Annotated in this window: 25 protein-coding genes and 2 pseudogenes; 20 read left to right on the top strand and 7 right to left on the bottom strand. The window is 33.0% G+C overall.

Features of this window, described 5'->3' with window-relative positions:
* Window positions 1-96 precede the first annotated feature (96 nt).
* Window positions 97-1737 (top strand): S8 family peptidase, encoded by a 1641-nt coding sequence (locus tag ABH961_RS22475; RefSeq protein ID WP_404520055.1) that lies wholly within the window; start codon window positions 97-99, stop codon window positions 1735-1737.
* A 108-nt stretch (window positions 1738-1845) separates the two neighbouring features.
* Here ABH961_RS22475 and ABH961_RS22470 read toward each other — a convergent pair whose 3' ends face one another.
* Window positions 1846-2949, bottom strand: coding sequence for a hypothetical protein (locus tag ABH961_RS22470; protein WP_098090878.1), 1104 nt, complete (start codon window positions 2947-2949; stop codon window positions 1846-1848).
* Window positions 2950-3191: 242 nt separating this feature from the next.
* On the opposite strand from ABH961_RS22470, the gene mntA reads away from it, so the two are divergent.
* The 3 genes from mntA (at window position 3192) to ABH961_RS22455 (ending at window position 4455) form a co-directional block, all read left to right on the top strand.
* Complete coding sequence (mntA, locus tag ABH961_RS22465; RefSeq protein ID WP_002169567.1) at window positions 3192-3599, top strand: type VII toxin-antitoxin system MntA family adenylyltransferase antitoxin; 408 nt, start codon at window positions 3192-3194, stop codon at window positions 3597-3599.
* Window positions 3589-4002: a type VII toxin-antitoxin system HepT family RNase toxin gene (gene hepT / locus ABH961_RS22460; protein ID WP_098069280.1), complete on the top strand. Its 414-nt coding sequence runs from the start codon at window positions 3589-3591 to the stop codon at window positions 4000-4002. The genes mntA and hepT overlap by 11 nt, the downstream gene beginning before the upstream one ends.
* A gap of 237 nt (window positions 4003-4239) precedes the next feature.
* Entirely contained in the window at window positions 4240-4455 is a 216-nt protein-coding gene (locus ABH961_RS22455) for an alpha/beta-type small acid-soluble spore protein (protein WP_098069281.1), read from the top strand.
* Between the two features lie 72 nt (window positions 4456-4527).
* Here ABH961_RS22455 and ABH961_RS22450 read toward each other — a convergent pair whose 3' ends face one another.
* A complete protein-coding gene (locus tag ABH961_RS22450) occupies window positions 4528-4941 on the bottom strand; it encodes a hypothetical protein (RefSeq protein ID WP_098069282.1) in 414 nt (137 codons plus the stop codon).
* A gap of 663 nt (window positions 4942-5604) precedes the next feature.
* Here ABH961_RS22450 and ABH961_RS22445 point away from each other — a divergent pair.
* The 6 genes and pseudogenes from ABH961_RS22445 to ABH961_RS22420 all read left to right on the top strand — a co-directional run bounded on the left by ABH961_RS22445 (window position 5605) and on the right by ABH961_RS22420 (window position 10562).
* Window positions 5605-6225, top strand: a complete 621-nt coding sequence (locus tag ABH961_RS22445; protein ID WP_098069283.1) for a DsbA family protein — start codon at window positions 5605-5607, stop codon at window positions 6223-6225.
* 292 nt (window positions 6226-6517) lie between these two features.
* The gene (locus ABH961_RS22440; RefSeq protein WP_060486499.1) at window positions 6518-7339 is read left to right on the top strand and encodes an MBL fold metallo-hydrolase; all 822 of its coding nucleotides are present in this window, start codon (window positions 6518-6520) and stop codon (window positions 7337-7339) included.
* Window positions 7340-7343: 4 nt separating this feature from the next.
* Entirely contained in the window at window positions 7344-7736 is a 393-nt protein-coding gene (locus ABH961_RS22435) for a nuclear transport factor 2 family protein (RefSeq protein ID WP_404520052.1), read from the top strand.
* A gap of 154 nt (window positions 7737-7890) precedes the next feature.
* Window positions 7891-8418, top strand: coding sequence for a nuclear transport factor 2 family protein (locus ABH961_RS22430; protein WP_098977879.1), 528 nt, complete (start codon window positions 7891-7893; stop codon window positions 8416-8418).
* 407 nt (window positions 8419-8825) lie between these two features.
* Window positions 8826-10039, top strand: a pseudogene (locus ABH961_RS22425) (S-layer homology domain-containing protein).
* A gap of 409 nt (window positions 10040-10448) precedes the next feature.
* Complete coding sequence (locus ABH961_RS22420; RefSeq protein WP_140402774.1) at window positions 10449-10562, top strand: IS3 family transposase; 114 nt, start codon at window positions 10449-10451, stop codon at window positions 10560-10562.
* 177 nt (window positions 10563-10739) lie between these two features.
* Here ABH961_RS22420 and ABH961_RS22415 read toward each other — a convergent pair whose 3' ends face one another.
* The 4 genes from ABH961_RS22415 to ABH961_RS22400 all read right to left on the bottom strand — a co-directional run bounded on the left by ABH961_RS22415 (window position 10740) and on the right by ABH961_RS22400 (window position 13167).
* On the bottom strand, window positions 10740-10877 hold the full coding sequence (locus tag ABH961_RS22415) for a hypothetical protein (protein WP_180236387.1): 138 nt from the start codon (window positions 10875-10877) through the stop codon (window positions 10740-10742).
* A complete protein-coding gene (locus ABH961_RS22410; RefSeq protein WP_098977880.1) occupies window positions 10874-11968 on the bottom strand; it encodes a Rap family tetratricopeptide repeat protein in 1095 nt (364 codons plus the stop codon). Before ABH961_RS22410 ends, ABH961_RS22415 begins: the two co-directional genes overlap by 4 nt.
* A 319-nt stretch (window positions 11969-12287) precedes the next feature.
* Window positions 12288-12716: an ImmA/IrrE family metallo-endopeptidase gene (locus tag ABH961_RS22405; protein ID WP_088107197.1), complete on the bottom strand. Its 429-nt coding sequence runs from the start codon at window positions 12714-12716 to the stop codon at window positions 12288-12290.
* A 22-nt stretch (window positions 12717-12738) separates the two neighbouring features.
* Window positions 12739-13167 (bottom strand): helix-turn-helix domain-containing protein, encoded by a 429-nt coding sequence (locus ABH961_RS22400; protein ID WP_098090867.1) that lies wholly within the window; start codon window positions 13165-13167, stop codon window positions 12739-12741.
* Between the two features lie 136 nt (window positions 13168-13303).
* On the opposite strand from ABH961_RS22400, the gene ABH961_RS22395 reads away from it, so the two are divergent.
* The 10 genes and pseudogenes from ABH961_RS22395 to ABH961_RS22350 all read left to right on the top strand — a co-directional run.
* Window positions 13304-13549 (top strand): helix-turn-helix transcriptional regulator, encoded by a 246-nt coding sequence (locus tag ABH961_RS22395; RefSeq protein ID WP_404520050.1) that lies wholly within the window; start codon window positions 13304-13306, stop codon window positions 13547-13549.
* Between the two features lie 77 nt (window positions 13550-13626).
* Window positions 13627-14523: a DnaD domain-containing protein gene (locus tag ABH961_RS22390; protein ID WP_098090864.1), complete on the top strand. Its 897-nt coding sequence runs from the start codon at window positions 13627-13629 to the stop codon at window positions 14521-14523.
* 103 nt (window positions 14524-14626) lie between these two features.
* On the top strand, window positions 14627-15013 hold the full coding sequence (locus ABH961_RS22385) for a hypothetical protein (RefSeq protein ID WP_098090862.1): 387 nt from the start codon (window positions 14627-14629) through the stop codon (window positions 15011-15013).
* A gap of 238 nt (window positions 15014-15251) precedes the next feature.
* Window positions 15252-16220 carry a lysozyme family protein gene (locus tag ABH961_RS22380; RefSeq protein WP_141547106.1) on the top strand — a complete coding sequence of 323 codons (969 nt, stop codon included), beginning with the start codon at window positions 15252-15254 and terminating at the stop codon, window positions 16218-16220.
* A 254-nt stretch (window positions 16221-16474) separates the two neighbouring features.
* A complete protein-coding gene (locus tag ABH961_RS22375; RefSeq protein ID WP_088107191.1) occupies window positions 16475-17296 on the top strand; it encodes a M23 family metallopeptidase in 822 nt (273 codons plus the stop codon).
* 66 nt (window positions 17297-17362) lie between these two features.
* Window positions 17363-18358 carry a GH25 family lysozyme gene (locus ABH961_RS22370; protein ID WP_098116629.1) on the top strand — a complete coding sequence of 332 codons (996 nt, stop codon included), beginning with the start codon at window positions 17363-17365 and terminating at the stop codon, window positions 18356-18358.
* A 474-nt stretch (window positions 18359-18832) separates the two neighbouring features.
* Window positions 18833-19213 carry a hypothetical protein gene (locus ABH961_RS22365; protein WP_088107190.1) on the top strand — a complete coding sequence of 127 codons (381 nt, stop codon included), beginning with the start codon at window positions 18833-18835 and terminating at the stop codon, window positions 19211-19213.
* 60 nt (window positions 19214-19273) lie between these two features.
* Entirely contained in the window at window positions 19274-19510 is a 237-nt protein-coding gene (locus ABH961_RS22360; protein WP_088107189.1) for a hemolysin XhlA family protein, read from the top strand.
* Entirely contained in the window at window positions 19510-19749 is a 240-nt protein-coding gene (locus ABH961_RS22355) for a holin (RefSeq protein WP_088107188.1), read from the top strand. Before ABH961_RS22360 ends, ABH961_RS22355 begins: the two co-directional genes overlap by 1 nt.
* 17 nt (window positions 19750-19766) lie before the next feature.
* Window positions 19767-19955: pseudogene (locus ABH961_RS22350) on the top strand (N-acetylmuramoyl-L-alanine amidase); the annotation flags it as partial.
* A 944-nt stretch (window positions 19956-20899) separates the two neighbouring features.
* Here the strand turns inward: ABH961_RS22350 and ABH961_RS22345 are convergent.
* Window positions 20900-21412, bottom strand: a complete 513-nt coding sequence (locus tag ABH961_RS22345; RefSeq protein ID WP_088107533.1) for a DUF6609 family protein — start codon at window positions 21410-21412, stop codon at window positions 20900-20902.
* Between the last annotated feature and the right edge of the window lie 1058 nt (window positions 21413-22470).

Here is a 22470-nt window from a genome sequence, read left to right as displayed (position 1 = left end):
AAATATAAGCCTACATATAAGAAGTTTGTATAAGAAAAGAAGTTAGGTAATTTAAATTTTATTATAATTATATATAAATTAAAAGAGGTGCACGTTTTGAAAATTTTTAAGGGAATTCTAGTTTCTTCAATTGCGTTAACAGCATTTAATGGGGTAGGTGGTATACTTGCAAGTGAAAAATCAGAAGTTGCCTACGCAGCTACTTACAATTATTCAAATAAGCAATTGAATTCTACTATACATAAGCAAGTTACTAAACAATTAATTTTGAAATTTAAAAATGAAGCAAATTTACCATATCAGGATGGGATAGAAAAATTTATTAAAGAAGAAAAACAAGACCCTGAATTAATTGAAATTTTAGCCGAATACCCAAATATAACTATAAATCGACTTTTTAGTTCTTTAAACCCTACAGAAATTAAAAATTTAGGTGAAGAAATAAAAGACTCTGATCATATTTCTTCTAATTTGCTAAACTATTATATTGTAGAAACCCAAGGTAATATTGATGTACAAGCATTACTTGTAAAATTTGAGAAATCATCTCTTGTTGAAATGGCATATTTACAGGAAGAAGAAGCTCCACCAGAAGAGCGTTTACCAAATTTATCTGTTAATCCATATGATGAGCCTAGACTTACAAGGCAAGGTTACCTTGAACCAGCACCATTAGGAATCAATGCACCTTATGCCTGGGGTATAAAAGGTGGAGATGGAAAAGGAACAACTTTTGTAGATATGGAGTATGGCTGGTTATTTAGTCATGAAGATTTAGTGAATCAGAATATCGAATTGATATCCGGTCAGAATAAGAGTGAACATCATGATCATGGTACTTCGGTCTTAGGAATTGTTTCTGCAGAAGATAATAACATAGGTGGAATTGGGATTGCACCAAAAGCTAAGGTGAAAGTTGTATCTCAGATTAGAGATAACGGTAGATATAATACAGCAGATGCTATATTAAGTGCAGTTAACAATATGCAAGCTGGAGATATCCTTTTATTAGAAGCCCAAGCAACTTACGATGGATATGGAGATAAGAACTATCTTCCTGTAGAAGTAAAACCGGATATATTTGATGCAATTCGTATAGGAGCAAATAAGGGAATTATTATTATTGAAGCAGGTGCAAACGGCGGAAATGATTTGGATCAATTTAGAGACCGTAATGGTAAACAAGTTTTAAATCGTAATAGTCCTGATTTTAAAGATTCAGGAGCAATTATGGTTGGGGCAGCTTCTGCAAGGGTTCCTCATAAACGTTCATATTTCTCTAATTACGGTAGTAGAGTAGATGTTTATGGATGGGGAAATGCAGTGGACACAACAGATGCAAAACCAAGTGAATTTATGACAAAGCTATATACATCTAGCTTTAGCGGAACGTCTAGTGCATCACCTATTATTGCGGGTGCTGCTGCATCAATTCAAGGAATCGCAAAAAATAATCAGGGGAAAGTATATACACCAATCCAGCTAAGGGATATTTTAAGTGATTCTAGTACTGGAACGAAATCTAATGATCCAACTTCTGATAAAATTGGTGTGTTACCTGACTTAAAAGCCATTTTATCTAAACTTGGTTTTTCACCAAACTTAAATAACGATTCTTCCATTGTATTTCCTGAGGAACAAGAAATAAATAAAGGAAATGAAGGATCTACTATTACATTCCCGAAAGAGGATTCCGCTAATAGTGAAGGGAACTCTAGCTTCATTTTCCCAGAATAATTGTAGAGATACCTTTTTGATAAAATAATATGTAATCACCAACTTATTGTTCAATTTGTTATTACCCAACTATTTAAGATTCAAAAAAGACAAAGCGATAATACATTATCACTTTGTCTTTTTTAGTTTAAAAGATTGCATAACATTTGGTACTTCTTCAGTAATTACTTTTTGCAAATCACTCAATTGTTTTGCGTTTTCCGGTTGCGTTAATTCTGCGGACGGATCCATTGGTGTTATGAAAAAGTAAAGATACTCTGGTGATTGGTCCAAGAAATACATCCCTAACTCTTTATTTTTGTTAATCGTTTCAGTTATATCGCCTTCATTCTTTTCTTTTAGAATCGTAACAATAGGTGAACTCAATCCTTTACCAAGATCGTATACAAGAGTTATTGACTCTTCCTTGTTTTGTTCAGATTGCCCTTTTCGGACACTAATATGCTGTTTCCATTGTTCCGGTAAGTCAATTTCAAATCCGTATTTCCCATTAGAATATGGTTCATCTTGAGAAGAAGGTTGTTTTGTTGTGCTCTCGGATTGGGTATTTGCGGTTTCATTGTCTTCTTTATTATTTACATTGTTATTTGGTGCTGATGTGTGGGAGGTATTACCATTTTTAGGTGCTTCTATTTTTGTAAGCTCGGAAAACAGCGTCTTTTTCGAACCATCTAACATATATGTTTGGATTTTTCCTATCCCTTTTGCATAATAAAATAGAAATTTAATACCTGATTCGTTATTTTTTTGTGTGACTTCTATACAATCTTCAAAATCTCCAGCTGGTGTTGAAACTTTCTTTTTTGTACCTGAAATCCAATATGAAAATTCTTTAGATTTTAGTTGCCATTGTATATAATCGGTGTTAATTTCCATCTCTCCGGGTGATGACATTAACACTTTATTTGTAGCTTCATCTCCGAAATTAATACATACAGGATCGATGGATGTATCAACAAAATAAGTACATCGGTCTATGTAAAACTTTTTCCGTTCCCCACTCGTTTCAATCTTAGTCACCTTATCAACTTGTTTGATACCCTCTTTACCATTTTCAGGTTTATAACTGCTGGTTGTAATTGTAGTTCCTACTGTTTGTGGTAGGTACTCTTTTACATCAATTCCTTCGACTTGTTCTTTAGTCACAACATTTTTAGAATCGCATGCTGTTAATAAAAACATTATTAATATTATTGCTGCTCCCTTTTTCATAAGTAGCATCATCCCCTATAAGTTAGTGCATTTATTATCCATACTACTGCATGAAAAAGTAAACGTAAAGCAACTCCAAAATCAACTTTTATTGCATATTTTGGAGTTACTTTACGTTTACAGGGGAGGAGGGCATTTTAATATTCTTAATGTATTCTTAATGTATTATACTGCGTAACTGAAAAGGTTATATAATGGTTATGATATAATAAAATTCAAGTATAATAAGGGGGATGAATTAAATGATTTTTCAAAGCATGATAACAGCTATTATAGAAAAATTACAAGAGACGGTGAATCCCTATTGGATAATTGTGTTTGGATCAACTGCTGAGAACAGAGAACGGGAAGATAGTGATATTGATATAGCTTATTTAAGTGACACAACTTTAGGGAACTATGAACGTTTTTTATTAGCACAGGAGTTAGCTAACGTTGTTCATAGAGATGTTGATTTAGTTGATTTATCCGAAGCTTCTACAGTTTTTCAAGCTCAGATTATACATACAGGAAAGACAATATTTTGTTCTGATGAAGAACGGAAAATCATTTTTGAAATGAAAACTTTAAAAATGTATTCAAAATTGAATGAGGAACGCAAGATAGTGTTCGATGATATAAAGAAAAGAGGTTCTATATATGAAGAATGAGGTTATTTTAAATAAAATTTCCACAATAGAGCGCTGTATAAAAAGAATCCAAGATGTATATGGAAATGACCCTGAAAATTTGGAGGATTACACAAAGCAAGATTCAATAATATTGAATATACAAAGAGCTTGTGAAGCGAGTATTGATTTAGCAATGCATATTGTTGCTGGGAAAAAATTAGGACTACCCCAATCTAGTCGAGAGGCTTTTGATTTATTGGTTACAGCAGGATTACTTAGTGCAGAGCTAGCAAATAAGTTAAAGGCGATGGTGGGATTTCGTAATATTGCTGTTCATGATTATCAAAGTGTAAACTTAGATATTGTTCGTCAAATTATTGAAAAACATCTAAAAGACTTTAAACTATTTACGAAAGAAGTTATGGGAATTCTAGACCTATAAAAGTACAAATCTTAGAACCATGATTAAAGCGGAGAACACTGTAGTATCTGTATATCATGAGGAGGAAAGTACTTCTTTGGACCCTTTACTTGCTTTAACAATTAAAAACAAATTAAGCGTTACATGAACATATTGAAAAAAGGCATCTTAAGGTGTCTTTTTTATTTTAGAAATTTTTTACAGATTTTGCCGTAAACGAAACATAATATTATTAAAATCAGTGGAGGTGTGTAAGAAATGCAAATTCGCGAAAATAATAATTCAAACGAAATCTTGATAGCAGCTGCAGCAAGTGCAATTGAACAAATGAAGTATGAAATTGCTCAGGAATTTGGTGTTACACTTGGACCGGATTCAACAGCACGAGCGAATGGTTCAGTAGGTGGAGAAATTACCAAACGTTTAGTGCGTATGGTGCAAGAGCAATTATCTGGTCAATATAAAATTCACTAAAGTTAAAGGTATATCCCGTTGAAGGGATATACCTTTTTAATTTTTTGAAAGAGGATAATGAAATTTTGATTGTTAGTTAAGCTTAGAAACTGCAAATTTAGCTGTGAAATTCATCTTCTTCATGTACGAAGAATTTGCACCTGCTTGAAATTGTACAGAAATATTACCATCTTTTTGTGCTTTGAATACGCGACCATATGGTGAATTAGCATTGTAGGTGCCCATTATTTGATTATCTGCATCAAAGACCGTATAAGAAATTGGGAACCCAGAATTTTGTACAAAGACTGTAAGTTCTTCTCCTTTATTGAGATTAAATGTTTCCTTTTGGGACACTTCATAAGAACTCATAGAGTAATATTTTGTAACTTCTTGAATTTCTAAATTCGTAGTTGCTGCACTCGCTTTAGATGCCTCTGCCCCTGGTAAGTTCATACCTGATAGTACTGCAATTCCTAGTGCCCCTGCTAAAATAACTTTTTTCATAAAACTAGTTCCTCCTTTAATATATTGTGAGATTTGAAAAGGAAGTGAAAACACCACTTCCTGAAACCATTGTAGTTACAATGAGAATAATTTTCAATATGTTTTGATATGTAATTCTGCATACATAAGCGTTATAAGGTATTTTATTCAAGTTTGAAGTATTCTTAGAAAGAAGGGGAGGACAAATTTAAGAACAAGAAGAAAGTTTTTAATACTAGAATTCTAAAAGCGTTAGGGTAGAAATTTAATGTTTTCGGGAAAAAAGAATTGACTTCTATATTAGTTGTAACTAAAATGGTTACATAAAAGTGTAATCAAATTAGTTACAACCGGTGTCTGCTTAAAGTGAAAAATATGATTTATATATTTAATTAAGGATGGTGTCCACACGTTGTCACCCGATGTAGAAAGTTACTAACGTATTAAAATCAATGCATATTCCGAACTTTAGTATTTTCTGCTTTTGGGCAATAATGTGTAGCGTTATTTTTTGTTGAAAATCTTAGTTGATTTTTTTGAAAGGGTTAGTTTTAGGAAAATATAGTAAGGTAACTCATAAAAGAACAAGATATAAAAAAGATGTACTTATATAAACCGGAAAGTTAGCTGAGAATTTTAAGTAATAGCTGGACTGGTTAATAAAAATAAAGGTAGGAGATTTAAATGGAGACGAAACAAGATAATCTTATTTACGTATGGGATGCTTATTGTGGATGGTGCTATGGCTTTTCAGAAAGTATCAAAGGATTTTACAAAAAGCACACTGAAGTGCCGTTAACGGTTTTATGTGGAGGGTTATTTTTAGATAATTTACCAATGAAAAACTTCTCATATATTGAAGAGGGAAATAAAAGAATTAATCAACTTACAGGTGCAGAATTTGGTCCTTCATATCAAAAATTGGTGGAAGAAGGGACTTTTAAAATGAATTCGAAAGATGCTGCAATTGGCTTTTCAGCTTTACGCTCATTAGCGCCAGACCGTTTGTTAGAATTCACTTCAGCTATGCAAAAAGCGTTTTATTATGAGGGACAAAGTCTGAGTGATCCTGAAACATATCGTAAGATTGCAATTGAGCATGGTTTGAATCCTGAACAAGTACTAGAACGTTTAAACGCTCAAGAAACAATAATAGATGTCCAAAATGATTTCAATAAAGTTCGACAGCTTGGTGTAAATAGTTATCCTTCATTACTTTTACAAAAGGATAATCAAATTATTCCTATTGGTGGCGGGGTAATGACGCCAGATAAAATCGAAGCGCGTTTTAAAAGTTTATATTAAAAAATCTTAAGCTACAGTATATTGCATTTAACGTTTTAAGAAAAACTATAAGTAAATGGGCTTAAACCTTTTTATAGCAGTCGATTTCAATTTATTTTTAAAAAGAGTCCAATTTTAATTTTACTATCAGTTATAGTAGCAAACGTGTTAGCTTACGCCAACCGACATTCATCTCTCGCCTATTTGCTGGTGCTATCACACTTTCAGGTAAATTGAAGAGGGAGCTTCTGTCGGAACAAGATAAAAATATGTTAACTAGTAAATAACTTTAACAAAAGGAGAATAACATTCTATGTTTAAAACAATTGATACAAATCAAAAAGATGTGAAATTGACGGTGTTTAGTTCAGACGAAAAAAGTTTTATGGTCACTGCAACCTTAGTTGAGAAAGCGGGACATGCATTTTTAATAAACTCAAAATTTACTCAATCTGATTCGAAAGAAATTGTTGAGTATCTGAAAAAAAACGACTTATCTTTAGATAAAATCTTTATTATTCATGGGGATCCTGATTACTACTTTGGATTAGAAGTTATTAAGGCTGCTTACCCAGAAGCTATAGCGTATGCTACAGAGTCTACTGTTGAACATATTGTTCATTCTGTCTTAGGTAAATTAAAAGTTTGGAAAGGTGCCCTAGGAGAAAACGCACCAAGCAACGTAGTATTACCTCAAGTGTTTAAAGAAAAAACGATTGATTTTCAGGGGTTAACATTTGAACTAGTAGGCTTAGATCATTACAGAACTAGCTTATTTAATAAAGAGCTAAAAGTATTAATTGGTGGTATTGATGTATTTAACGAAATACATGTATTCTTAGCGGATACTAGCTCAAAAGCGGCTATGGAGGCATGGATTGAGAACTTGAAAGTATTACAAGCATTAAATGCTGACATAATTGTACCTAGCCATGGATCAATTGAAAAATCCTTAGATAATCAAGCGATTATTGCAACTATGGATTACCTAAGAACTGCGGTTCAAGCTTCTGAGGAAAGTAAAACTTCAAAAGATTTTGTAGCGAAACTTGAAGCAGCATATCCAGACTATGCAAATAAAGGTGTATTAGAATTAAGTGCAAAAGTTGTAACAAAAGAAATGCCTTGGGGTTAATGCTATGAATAAATATCAAAAACTATTACATGAAACGTATGTGTTAACTGGCGAGGGGAAAATGGATGCTTTCAAAACGTATTTAAGTGAAAATGTATCTTGGACAGAAGCTGCTGGGTTTCCATATGCGGGCACTTATACAGGTCCTGATGCAGTAGTGAAAAATGTACATGAACGTCTTGGCACGGAATGGGATAACTATAACGCTAAAGATGAAATTTATGCTTTTAATAACAATACTGTTATCGTGTATGGAAAATATAGTGGAACATATAAAGTAACAGGGAAATCATTCATAGCAGATTTTTGTCATCTTTATGAGTTTGATGAGAACGATAAGGTTAAGAATTTTATTCAAATTGTGGACAGTGCAACTGTTAATGAGGTATTAAGTTAGGGTTACTAGTTTCTAACATGCCTCGTATAAGGAGTATTGTTAGGATAAATGGGTTTTCCTAACAATATCTCTTACATCACATTCTGGGAAAGATTTTTCCTTTATTAAGCGTGTTAACGAAGATGAATTATAAAATTAGAAGAGGTAGGTATATATGAAAGTAGAGAAAAATTTAATAGTAATAATTATTTCTGTGTTTATTTTAGGAATTGTGTCGACTTTGATATTTCAAGCTTCAACTGGTAATACCAAAGGCCATTCAATAAAGAGTGAGAATGCTACATCGGTATCGAAAGATAATGTGACAGAAAAAGAAAAGAATAAAAAGATGGTAGCTGATTTCTATAATGAAGTTTTTAACAAACATAATATCGATATTATCCCTAAATATGTAAGTGAAGATTATCAGCAACATAATCCTTTTGTTGCTGATGGACGAAAAGCCTTCATGGATTTCTTTAAGGAGGACTTTGTAAAAAATCCAAATTCCTCTGCAGAGATTAAACGTGTAGTAGCTGAAGGAGATACAGTTGCTCTTCATGTACATTCTCGTACTAATTCTCAAGATAAGGGAGTTGCTATAGTAGATATTTTTCGTATAAAGGATGGAAAGATTGTCGAACACTGGGATGTAATTCAAGAGATTCCAAATGAGGCAGTTAATGATAATACAATGTTTTAGGTAGAAGGCATATAAAAAACTAAATTCAGATTTCTAACAAAAGACTCCATTTTGATTAACCTTTTTTCAAAATGGAGTCTTCTTATTTTCCATATAACATGGGTTAGTGAAGCATTTTTGATTATACTTTATTTCAACTAAACAGTTGTTTTAGTGAGGTTTAATTTATAAGCAAGAAAATTGATAATACTCTTGATGTATAAGTCACAGCATAGTAAAAACTCTTCTATAGGCAAGAAGAGTTTTTTTAGTGAGTCTATAGCATTCTGGGGGGAATTATTGTTTTTACCATTAATAACAATAAATAATTATATATAAATATAATGTATTAGTGTTATTATGTTTATGCTGGAAAATAAAGTATATTTTTGTTCGCAAAAATAATTAGGATAAGAAGGGGAAATAGCATGAAAATGAAAAAAATGATTTTAACAGGTGCAGTACTTGCAGCAACAACCTTAACATCTTTAACAAATGTACAGGCAGATACAACATTTAAAGATGTTCCAACTGATCATTGGTCATACAAAGCAATTATGGATCTAAAAGAGAAAAATATCGTAGCTGGTTATGGAAATGGCATTTTGGTTTCGGTGATAGTATTAAACGTGGTCAAGTTGCTAGATTACTTTATGTATACTTGAAACCAGTAGATGTAGATGCTAAATTTCAAAATCCATTTACTGATATAAAAGGTTCTATGTTCGAAAAAGAAATCTTAGCAATCACAAAAGCAGGGATTATGAGTGGATATGGTGATGGAAAGTTCGGACCAAATGAGGTTTTAAATCGTGAACAATTAGCAGCTGTTTTAACACAAGCATTTGATTTAAAAGCAACAACTGTCACTACTTTTAAAGATGTTGAAAAAAATTATTGGGCTACGAAGGCAATTAGTGCAGTGCAGGAAAGTAAAATTGCTGCTGGTACAGGAAGTAACTTATTCGAGCCAAAAAGAGTTGTAACCCGTGAGCAATATGCACAGTTTCTATACAATGGAATTAAAAGTGTGAACAAACCAGAAACAAAACCAGAGACAAAGCCAGAGACAAAACCAGGAGTAACGCCAATAGGTATTCCCAATGCGTTAGTGACAGACGATTTTTTCTTTGATAGATATTCAATTGAAATTTCACCTGTAAGAGAGCAATCTATTTCTAAACAAGGTCAAAATCTTGTTACTGAAGTAAATAAGAAATATAATGCGAATTTCAGATATAGATACGTAGCATCAGAAATTGATCTATATACTCCTAATTTGCCAAGAATGATTGATTCTCATGGTTCATTTTCGTTTGTAGGGAAGGATAAAGATAATTTCTATTTCGTGTTTGTCGTTGACAAATCAACTGTTGAGCTAGCGAAAAACTGGATGCATATGATAAACCCGAATTTCACACTTGATAAAGAGATTGATAAGTTAGTAAATCCAAATCCAGAATTAAAAAAAGAAATTGATAGTTTTGTAAAAAATAATAAGGATTATATCAATCGTTTTAAAAAAGATAATCATAGCGTTGAATTAAATGTAGGTCCTCTACCGTGGGTAAGCCCTGGAGAGTCTGTAGTTACTCTACATCCAGATTATTATGTATTAGGAATTTCTGTACAAGGAAAGTAATATTTAAGTAGTGTATAGATTTTCGTACAGTGAAGTATAGACAATATTAGAGCTTAGAGATTTTTTGAAAAAGATCGACTGTGATATTATCCCCTTTAGGTGGACAGTGTAAAAAAGACCATGTAAACACATGGATGTTACACTATTAACTGGAGGGGATATTTCATGACTAAAAAAGATTGAAGAGGAACGTGACTACTATAAGGCAAAGGTTGAATATTTAAAACAGTAGTATCCAAACCTCTAAATGAAGGCGTACTAAAATATAAAGAGAGATGTCATTGAATCATTAAAGACAAAATATCCAGTTATATGGTTTACGAAATTTGCGGGTGTACATCGTTCAAGTTACTATAAGTATTCATACCAAAGGTATCAAAACATGCGAATAGAATCCGAGAAATGATTAATAAAGGTACTAAGATTGATTCACGTAAAGCACAAAGAATATGGTTATCCACGTATGAAAATCGCGTTACAGGAAGAGGGTTATTTTATAAATCACAAAAATTATAGCGTTTAATGAGTGAGCTTACTGAAAAAGAGTATGATTAATATAACTTATAATTAAAATATATAGATATAAATATTTTTTGCTAAAAAGAATTGATAGCATATACAAAGTGGAGCAATATAAAAAGGGAAGAAAACATTCTTCCCTTTGCATTAGTATCTATTCTGTGTACATTAAAATAGGATATCAACCACCGTGATCTCCATGTTCCATCATCATAATAACAGGTGTAACAGATTTATTGTTACCCTTGTCAGAGGAAATACCTGTTATCAAAGTTAAGGCTGTTAAAACGCCCATCAATCCTAATACTAGTTTTTTCATTTTAAGGACTCCCTTTCTTTGATTTTTTGTCGTGTCTTCGTGGCCAGATAGAAGTATTCACTTGATTTAATATGGTTTCTTTCTTCATAGAATTTAACAGCCAAATACTCTTGGCTATCTTCCACATACTCATATAGTGATTCGCTTTCAAAGTAAGATATTCCTTCAAGTACAGTCTTTTCTAAATCTTCTCCAGATACATTTGAGATGAGGCAGTTTAAAATAGAGAATAGATGGATATACTCTGTATTGCCTAATTCGAGGCATATGCTATAACCTTTATCGACTAAATCCTTAGCAGTATCAGGTTCATTCAATTTATAATGTTCTCTTGCTTTTAAGAAGATTGCCTTGTGATGTTTAGGATTATGGTATATTACTTCTGAAAGATATCTAATTGCCAAAGAAGAGAGGTTTTGACTAGAGTACATATACCCTAGGTTATGTCTAACCATAAGAATATACTTTTCCTCATTAAGCTTTTGAAATATATCCATAGCTTTGATAAGGTGTTCTTCTGATAATGCCCATTCTTTTAATTTTGTACATGCAGTTCCAAGAAGATTCTCACAGAACCCGACGTTACGTTCATAGTTCTCGTGTTGTTCAAAAATCTCTTTTGCTTTGGACGTATATTTAACTGAGTTAAGTGATTCATAAATATCATAATGAAAAGCACCTAATTTATAGTAAAACTCCGCCTTTTCAATCTCGTCGGGTACTAATTCAAGAAGAGATTCTGCTTTGTCAAAATGTTCTTTTGCGATTGCATAGTTACCAATACCCGAAGTATGTATTGCTTTAAAGAAATGATAGTAGTAAGTTAAAAAGTTGTTTGTTGGAATCTCAAATGCTTCAACCTTATCAAAGCTACTTGCAGAGACACCTAAGTTGTCTATAATGTATTGGAAGCGGAAGTCTAAAAGGGAGTAATATAATAGTAGATTCTGATCTTCTTCTATATTGTTAATCTTTTTAGCAATCTCTTCTTTCAGTCTATGCGCTTGACTAATTCTTCTTGCACGGATTTCTATATACCATTCGTTTAAAAGCTGTGTAATCTTATCGTTCCCCTTAACTGAAACGTTCATAGTATCCTCCTCATCCCATATATATATGATATATCTTAATAAATATCATAACAGAAATTAGATAAGACTAAATCCACCATATACCATTTCTCAATAAAAATCAGAAAATTCAGTTAATTAACAATAGCAGCCCTTATTATATATGTTTTGAGGGCTACCGTAAAATGACGATTACTGGACTCAAAAAAAGTATAGCACAAAAAAGAAGACTTACATAATCTTATACAATAGATTCTATTTCATTTCTTATGCTGTAACGATGGAATATTCTCTTTTTTTCGTCAGTTTTTGAACCAATAATTAATATGTCTTAATTCCTTTAGCAAGGCTTGTAAAATTCCAACAGTTCAACTGGAATATTATTTTTGTATGCTATACATGCTTTTGTATCACCAGGCTGAATGGTCTTTTTGTCAATTAACAAAAGCGCAGCAAACGTATTCGCTTCTATCTCTAATTTATCAACGGAAAAGAATGTATTCTTACGCAAAAAAGGTGTATTTGCATGAGTATGTAGAACCGCATGTCCTAATTCATGAGCACAAACAGTTCTCTGCATAGATGGAGACAAATGAGTATTAATAACAATGAAACGATTTCTTTTTTCATATTTATAAAAGCCATTTATTTCTTCATGTAAATCCCATGTTAGTACATGTATTTTTAAGTAATCTGCAAGCTCATAGGGGTTTGTCGTGTTGTATTTGGTGCTAAGTTGTTGGACTAGATCTTTAATGACGAATTTCAATTTATTCCCTCCTAAGCTTGCATCAGTTATCGTCTGGATTACGATATTTCTTAGGCACGTATTTTTTATTGATTACTTTCGTTTGTTTGACAATGTAATCCATTGCATCTAATAGCGATTCTACAGCTTCTTGACTCATAGGTTCACCAGAGAACATTAACCCATCTTCTCCTTGAAGGTCTTTTTTTATTTCTTCCATTCTTTTTGCTATGTCTTTCTCATCTTTTGGCGTTAATTGCTTCTTAGTTCCGTCTGTAACAGCTCGTCCTAGCAAATAGTCAGCTGAAACTGAAAAGCAATCCGCTAATTTAGTTAGAACATCATGTGGAGGGAATCTTTCTTCTGATTCGTAGTAGCCTATCATTCTTTGGGATACTCCAATTTTTTCAGCCAGTTGTTTTTGTGTTAAATTTTCTTTTTTTCGTAAGGATTTTATTCTAACTCCTATCACATTGTTCACCTCTCTAATTGAACTAATTGTTCTCTTTAGGTTCATTTTAGCACAAAAAGTTCCTTTTTGCATTGACAAAGAACAATTAGTTCTTTAATCTATATTTAGAACTAATTGTTCTTACGGAGGTGGATTAATGGGTAACAAAATGTACGATTCGGAAAAGAAGTTATATAAAGAACTTGCTAGTTATTGTGGAGTTACAGAGCGTTATATTCGAATGATTGATCAAAAAGAAAGAACCCCTTCAATAAGAATTGCTAAAAAGATTGCACAGTTTTTTGATATGAGTGTAGATGATATTTTTTTTAATAATAAATCGAACTTTAAGTTCTTTTTAACTTCGTATTGGTGTGAAAAGGGTAAAAAATATTTTTCATAATTAGGAAGTTGATGGTAATGAGTGCAGAACTTTGAAATTAGATATTCGTTCTTAACGATAATGGAGAGGTAGATATTATGGGGATTTTTCGAGTTAAAAAGGATCATAATTATTCCGTCATAAATAATACAGGGTTAAAAGATGAAAGGCTTTCTTGGAAGGCGAAGGGGATATTAGCATACATACTTACACTTCCAGATGATTGGGTTTTTTATAGAGAGGAATTATCTCAACATGCAAAAGATGGTATTAATAGCTTAAGAGCTGGAATGAAGGAATTAAAAGAGTATGGATACATTAAAAGATTTCCGATAAGAGATGAAAAAAATAAAATTGTAAGATGGGAGACAATTATTTACGAAATCCCAGTGGATGATTTTCCACCAGTGGAAAACCTACCTGCTGAAAATCCTGTTGATGGGAATCTACTGGTGGAAAATCGTAAGCTACTAAATACTAATATACAAAGTACTAAAGAACTAAATACTGATACACAAAATAAGGATCATCATCATGATAATAAGGAAAAATCACTCTCACAAAGATTGATAAATGAAGATTTCAAAATAAGTCATAAATTTTTGCTGAGGAATGGGATACTGTTAAGTGAAATAGCTATTGCAGAGCTCGGTGAATTTTGCGAAGCATTAGGTAGTGAACTAATTTTGGAAGCAGTAAAGAGATCAATTGATGAGAATATACCAAAGTGGAGGTATGTACGTGGAATTCTTAGAAATTGGGAAAGTCAAAAAGTAAAAACACTTAATGATGTAGTTGTGTTAGATGCACAGTTTGATTTTTGTAAGAATAAAAAACAATTTAGGTCAGGGTATACCAAACGAAAAGAACTGGTACCAGAATGGCTACGTGAAAAAGAAGAAGTTCCAGAAGAGCAGCCTAGACAAAATAATGAGTTAACTATTGAAGAAGAGCGTGAGAGATTAAAAGCTTTATTAAGAAAATATAAATCATAATCAATATTCGTAAATTCAATTAAACGGATTATAAAGGTTACATTATCTTTAGTGATAACAATAAAAACTGAATTAAAATAAAGAAAAGTAGGAGGATTATTATATGTTTGACTGGCTGAAGGATTATCAGAAACTAGAAGAAGAAATCGCATATTTAGAATATAATTTAGATAAATCAAAAGTAGAGTTAAAGCGCTGGACTAGTGGGGACTTGCAAAATGTACGATTAACTGCTGAATCAGATGGGGCTAAAGTAGAAAATCGGATTGAAGCTATTGAATATGAATTAGGATATAAGATGAATGAAATGTTCAATTTAAAGGTTTTAATTAATAAGTTTGCAGGATTAGATCATCAAATACTCAAAATGAAGTATATTGATGGAATGACTTTAGAACAAATAGCGTTTGACTTGCATTATAGTACAGGCTATATCCGACGAAAACATGCGGAAATAAGAAAGATTGTCAAGTTTTTAGAGGGGGTTTAATGTTACCTTTTTGTAGGCTACATGCAGTGTACAGAAAGTATTGAAAAAGTGAATTATAGTAGTAATATAAGATTTCGACGAAAGAGCAACTATTTTTATGGTTGCTCTTTTTGTTGTGAAAGGAGGTGAGCAACATGAAGTAATTTTATAGATTAATGGCCATTTGACTGATAGTCATATTTCATAAAGTAGTAGTATTTTAGACAAAAATAATAGGGAAATAAGGAGATGTTTAATAATGAGTATATTAGCGGCTTCAGCTAAAACAAAGAATCTGCCACAACAAGTGTTACGTTGGCAAACGATGGTAGAAAGTGAATGTTCTGCACAAGGTGTTTCTGAGTTGGTTCCTTACGTACTTGGAATCATTATGGTGGAAAGTGACGGGAATTCTGAAAAAACACCTGATATTATGCAGTCAAGTGAATCACAAGGCTGGCCAATGAATACAATTAAAAATCCTAAAGATTCAATTTATTATGGAGTAAAGCATTTAAAAGGAGCTTTTGATGATGCGAAAAAAAATGGTATTACAGATTTAAGTGCCATTGTTCAATCATATAATTTTGGACGAGCTTACCTTCGCTGGTTAGCTTCTAACAATAAACAACATTCATTACCGGTCGCAGATCTGTATTCTAAAACGGTTGTTGCGCCATCACTTGGAAATACAACAGGTGCCATGGTTCGATATAGTAACCCGATTGCTGTGGCCTACAATGGTGGTTACCGATATAAAAATGGAGGGAATTTCTTCTACGCTGAAATTGTTAAACAATATGTAGATTTTAATGCAGGAGGTGTTCCGCAACCAGAGGGGATTGGGATGGCGAGATCAATATACTGGGAAGGATACGGCATTAACTACTACGATGGACCACATGGTAAATATATTGCGGACTTTACGACAGCAGCAGAAGTATTATACTGGGATGCGTACTGGGGAGAAGATAATGATGTTTGGTTAGATTTAGGTAGAAGCCGTTGGGTAAAAGCAGAGCATTATTATTGGAGACCTTTTAAAGCCATATCAAAATTTCCAGAAGGATATGAAGTAAGCTATTGTGATGGAATTGACGGAGCATACAAAGGCAGTATTAATTCCAAAGAACCGCTTACAGTATTCTTCCGTAAAGAAGGCTGGATTGATATTGGTGGGAATCGTTGGACACCAGAGAAACACTTTGACATTGTGGATATTCGATAAAAAACAGCTCTGTTAAGAGCTGTTTTTTATCTTTAAACGGTGTTTTAGGCAAGAAGAGTTAGTTATATAGAATAATAGCTTTCAATATCTTTGGCTAATTTCAGTGACATTTAACTTATAGTTACAAGATGGATATTTTAATAGTAGATAAAGATAGGGAAATGTTCTGTCTTGTTCATTTTAAGGTTGGAAAACCTACAATATATTTAAAAATAATAAATATAGACAATATAGAAATAGAAAGGAAGATTTATATGGCAACATTTATTTATCCAACAGATACAACGAGAGTAACAAGTGGTTTTAGGGGTGACAGACCAAATCATCATGGAATTGATCTTGCCGAAGCAGGCTATCATCCAATTTATGCAGCAGCTGGCGGGCAAGTTAGTCGTTCGTATTTTTCAACTAGTTACGGCGAGTGTATCATGATTGTCCATAATATTAATGGGATTACATGGGAAACTGTATACGCTCATATGCGAAGTGGCTCCCGTACAGTTAAACAAGGTGATTATGTTACACAAGGACAAACAATCGGGGTTATGGGAGAAACAGGAGAAGCCTATGGTCAGCATTTGCATTTTGAAATGCATAAAGGCAGCTGGAATATGAATAAGAGTAATGCTGTGAATCCGTTAGACCACTTGGGAAAAGGTGGTGTTGTTGGTACACCGCAACCAGAGGGGATTGGGATGGCAAGATCAATATACTGGGAAGGATACGGCATTAATTATTACGATGGACCACACGGTAAATATATTGCGGACTTTACGACAGCAGCAGAAGTATTATACTGGGATGCGTACTGGGGAGAAGATAATGATGTTTGGTTAGATTTAGGTAGAAGCCGTTGGGTAAAAGCAGAGCATTATTATTGGAGACCTTTTAAGGCCATATCAAAATTTCCAGAAGGATATGAAGTAAGCTATTGTGATGGAATTGACGGCGCATACAAAGGCAGTATTAATTCAAAAGAACCGCTTACGGTATTCTTCCGTAAAGAAGGCTGGATTGATATTGGTGGGAATCGTTGGACACCAGAGAAACACTTTGACATTGTAGATATTCGATAAAAACAACTCTGTTAAGAGTTGTTTTTTTATTCTTAAATTTTTATAGGGGAAAGAAGGCGAATGGAAATGAAGAAAATTGCAGATTTATCTCATCACAATAATTCAATAAATTGGGCTGCAGCTAGTAAGGAGCTAGACCTTGCTATTATACGTGTACAATATGGATCAAGGACAATTGATAAACGCTATAAAGAGTATGTGCAAGGCTGTAAAGACTATGGTGTTCCATTTGGGCACTATGCTTATGGATGTTATGTAAGTGTTCAGGATGCTATTGTAGAAGCAAATGATTTTATGGCGCGCGCTGATAAAGAAGCAAAATTTTTAGTATTAGATGTAGAAGATGATACCTTAGCAAGTTGTGGAGCGGCTAACTTAGCAAAAGCTTCGCAGGCATTTATTGATACGTGCCGTGCAGCAGGTTGGAAAGTGGGGCTATATGTATCACACCACATGTATACAAGCTATGGACTTAATACTGTGAATGCGGATTTCCTTTGGATTCCACGTTATGGAAATAAACCAGCGTATAGTTGTGATTTATGGCAGTATACAGAAACAGGTAGTCTTGCAGGCGTAACTGGTAATGTAGATTTAAATTATTTAAACAGTGAAAAATCTCTTGAATGGTTTATAGGTAAGGGTGGCGTTGTTGGTACACCGCAACCAGAGGGGATTGGGATGGCAAGATCAATATACTGGGAAGGATATGGTATTAACTATTACGATGGACCACACGGTAACTATCTGGGGGACTTTACGACAGCAGCAGAAGTATTATACTGGGATGCGTACTGGGGAGAGGACAATGATGTATGGTTAGATTTAGGTAGAAGCCGTTGGGTAAAAGCAGAGCATTATTATTGGAGACCCTTCAAAGCAATATCAAAATTTCCAGAAGGATATGAAGTAAGCTATTGTGATGGAATTAACGGCGCATACAAAGGCAGTATTAACTCAAAAGAACCTCTTACAGTATTCTTCCGTAAAGAAGGTTGGATTGATATTGGTGGGAGTCGTTGGACACCAGAGAAACACTTTGACATTGTAGATATTCGATAAAAGGTTAAGGTCCACTCATATGAGTGACTATTTGTTTTGGAATCTGGCTATGACCAGGAATAAAAAATGGTACTATTGTCTTGGACTACGTTGCTTTCATGCCTTGATTCAAGAATGAAAGGATTAGATCAGAAATCAGTTTGTTTAAAGACCGCATAAATGCTGAGACTATTCTTTATAAAGATATTAGAAAGCACGTATTTAAGTGAATAAAGAGAAAATCATTGGAGATTTTAGAGTAGTAATGCATATCTGGCTTTGCCAAAGGTGTATGGTTCAAGCGAAAAATCAATAAAAAAGATAGTGTAATCACAAATAAATTAAACACATTAGAAGATATTTTTAAACGTATCAATAGAAGATCTCTAAGTACAATTAAAAACTGAAGAATTAACAAAAATACAACTGAAAAGAAAACAAAAATGGAGCAGCTATCAGCTGCTCTATTTTTGTTTTTGGGGGGAAGAGAACAAGATGACAAATCCTATCCAAAATAAATATCCAGAGGACAATCAATTACAGAGCCAAATTATCAATCAAATTATTCCAATCTTAGAGAAGTTAGTTATGCAATTCATTCAAAATCCAGCTCCGAGTGAGGATGTGATTCCAGGTAATGACAATAAATTCATGGAAATTGATGATGTTGTAGATAATTTAGTGAATGCCGGGATTATTACCGCTAGCAATTTTAATGTTAACGTGGAACTATTTAGAGGTAGTCCAATTACGGTTTCCATTGTTAAAGCAGTGGATCCAGCAGTAGAAGTTCCTGCAGAAGTTGATGCTGGGGATTCTATCGAGGGACATATAGATGAGACAGAAAAAAAGAAGGAACTAAATAATGAAGCATAAAGCCAAGCATATGTAATGAAGGATTCTAAATCAAATAAGAAGTGGGAAAGAGGTGGCGATATGGATGGTTTGCAAGAGATGAAAGGTGATGTTCAGGAAATAAGGCAAGATATTAAGGACATACGATTAGAGATTAGAAGTTTAGAAATGCGGACAACAGGTAATGAAAAAGACATTATTAATATTAATAAGCAATTAGATAAGATTAGTGCTAATACAACATGGATCTTACGCCTTATTATTGGTGGAATAATTGGAGCGGCTCTGACCTTCTTCTTAAAAGGTGGCGGTATGTAATGATTGAAATTACGGCAATGATTGGGGTTGTTATAGGACTATCACAAATTGCCAAAACAACTGGATTACAAGCAAAATATATTCCCTTATTTAATTTAACGCTTGGCATTATGCTAGGTGTTTTATTTTTGTCTCAAGATATCAAAATGAATATATTTCAAGGAATGATTATCGGATTGTCAGCAAGTGGATTGTTTGACCATACGAAAATTATGAAAAAGGATGACAATAGGAAATGAAAAAGAAATAGAAACATATTTTATCCATAGTTGTTGCTTATGAAGGTGTTGTGGCACATTCTACAGCTACCCCTGAAGCCCCAGCAATTAATATTCAATAATACGAGTCCCGTACATGGTGTTCAGCATTTGTTCAATATGCAGTTGAATGGGATGAACAGATTCAAATTGCATCTACAAAATATCGAGCATGGGGAGCGCGTCCGTATTTAAAGACATTGTGTAAGGGAATCAAACAAAATAGTTATTTGAATAAAAGAAACCCCGTTTATCTACGGGGCTTCTAAGGGTAAGTGTCAAGCAATGACGTACTCGACTAATTAACCATATCATGAATTTTTTGGTAAAAATAGTGGAAAATGTGTCCAAATTAATGGGAGCATTATTTTAAACAAAAACGTTATTTTGTAGAAAAAATTTAAAAGAATCCACATTGGAGGGGGTGGGTCCTTTTATAAAAACTAAGCATAATAGAGATTGCCTATATATTACAAAAAATGGAGTTGGTATTCTACACGATAGTTGTTGAGAAAAGTTTTTCGCACAAAAAAGAGCACTATACACAAGTGCTCTTAAAAAGGAGACCCTATTAGCGAAAGAAAACTATGTTAATAATATATATGCTCGTTTAATTTAATGGTGACAAGTTAAAAAAATCATTTTGCACAACAAAGCAGCTAGCCTATGTAGCTAACTGCTCAGTTGTACAATTTTAGAAGTTGCACTGGATACAGATATATGCTGTAACAAAAAGTTACAACTATAGTTTAAACAACTATCGAAATATTATGCAGGAAAGAAAACTAAATTAAAAATTCATTCAGCACAACAAAGCAATTAGCTAACTGCTTGTAGTTGGTACAGATGAAAATGTAGTAAAAGAATATTATTTTTATGATTATGGGATAGATATTGATGAAGAAGATTTAGAACTAGAAGAGTTCAGTAAGAGAAGTTTTTTCTTGCAAGAGAATAAATTGGGTTAAGAGTATACGAGTGATTTTGAAAGAATTAAAGAATTTAATAAGTTTTCATGCAGTGTTGAATCTAATTTTGAATGGAAATTTCCTTTTTTCATAAATAAAAGAAGCAGCTAGCAAAAGCTAACTGCTTATCTCCGAGGTTCACTGTGAAACAGAATACTAATTTTTTAAAAATTAGTAGGACTTAGCTTAATAAAGATACCACCAAATAAGATTTTTATTAGTCCATCTATTACAAAAAAGATATCTAGACTTACATTAGTAATAATTAATCCTATGAACGCATTAATTACCAAACTAATTGATAAAAAGATCATTAATTTTCCGTGTACTGGAATAAAAGCTAAAAAATGAACACCTACAGCTAAAAGAATTAATAACCAGCAAATTCTATAGTCATCGGAAAAGAAATGGAAAATAAGAAAAACTAGAATGGCCAATAGAATGATTGAAGAATTAGACCACTTTTTTTGTTCTGGTGTTCCAGGACCAACTGCTAACTTTTTCCTAGTTTTAGAGTTTAATTGCCAAATCATGCCCAATATGTAAACGATGATAAAAGGCCAAACATTTGGATAGCCGTTATATTTTATTAAAAGTAACAACATTGCTATACCGGCAATTATTAGCCAAATCCCATTAATCTTTTGTCTAGGGTATTTGTAGGTTTGTGTTTCCATGTTGTATTCTCCTTCTACGAATAGTCATTAAATATGTTTTTTTCAGAACCTCTATGTAGTCAAGCGAAATACCTAGAACATCATAACAAATATAGCTGACTGTGTTTGTCAAATTTTGTCGGATACTTTAGAAAAATAGTATTGCAGAGAAAAACAGTATTTTTAATAGAGGAACACAATGATTTTGGAAAGGTTATTATACAGAACTTATTAAGAGAATGTAGGAATTAATAAAACTTAACAAAATAGTTATTTCATTGTAAGTAAAAAGAGCACACATATAAGTATGCTCTTTGATAAGAAAGGTAGATCTCTATGAACGGAGAGACTACATACAATATCGTATGTTGGTTTCTTTTAAATGTGAAGAAAAAATCAACAAAATGTCAACGTAAAATCAACATAAACACTATATTAGTAAACAAATAAAAAAGGACCTGCTGTGGGAAAACAGACCTTTTACCAAAAATGCCTATGAGGAAAATCAATGTCACCAATATAGTATCAAGAAATGAGAATTCATTACAGGTGCTAAGTATTGAGAAATAAAAAATATTTTGCGCAACAAAGTGGTCAACTTTATTAGCCAACCACTTGTTACACAAGAGAAAATTAGGCCCTACAAGTAATAGAAGTGTAACTTAAAGTTACAGTTATAGTGTAAGCGAGATTAGAAATGTTATACGAAAGTTATTCTGATAAAAATATCATTTTGTATAATAGGGGAATGGAAATATGTTCTTATTTGGAAGACGCAGTTACAGAATTCTTTAAGAAGCAAGAGCAGGAAAGAAATAAAAGAGCAGCTAGCAAAAGCTAGCTGCTCTGCTGGTTCTCCAAAAAGGGGAAAGGAGAAAGGTTAGAGACTGTACTAAATGAGTTATGGTCATCGTCTAAGGTATATTTTTGACGGAATATTAAGTGATATTCTAGCTAACCTAAAAAGAGCACCTTTAAAAAGTGCTCTTTAAGGGAAAAGTGAGATATTAAAAAGAAAATTAGGGTTTTATGCTTCGAGATAATATATGACCATTTCATCATAATGTGACGATGAATCA

This window comes from Bacillus sp. RC251, assembly GCF_044908765.1.
GTDB classification, from domain to species: domain Bacteria; phylum Bacillota; class Bacilli; order Bacillales; family Bacillaceae_G; genus Bacillus_A; species Bacillus_A wiedmannii.
This window is presented reverse-complemented; position numbering and strand designations above follow the sequence as displayed.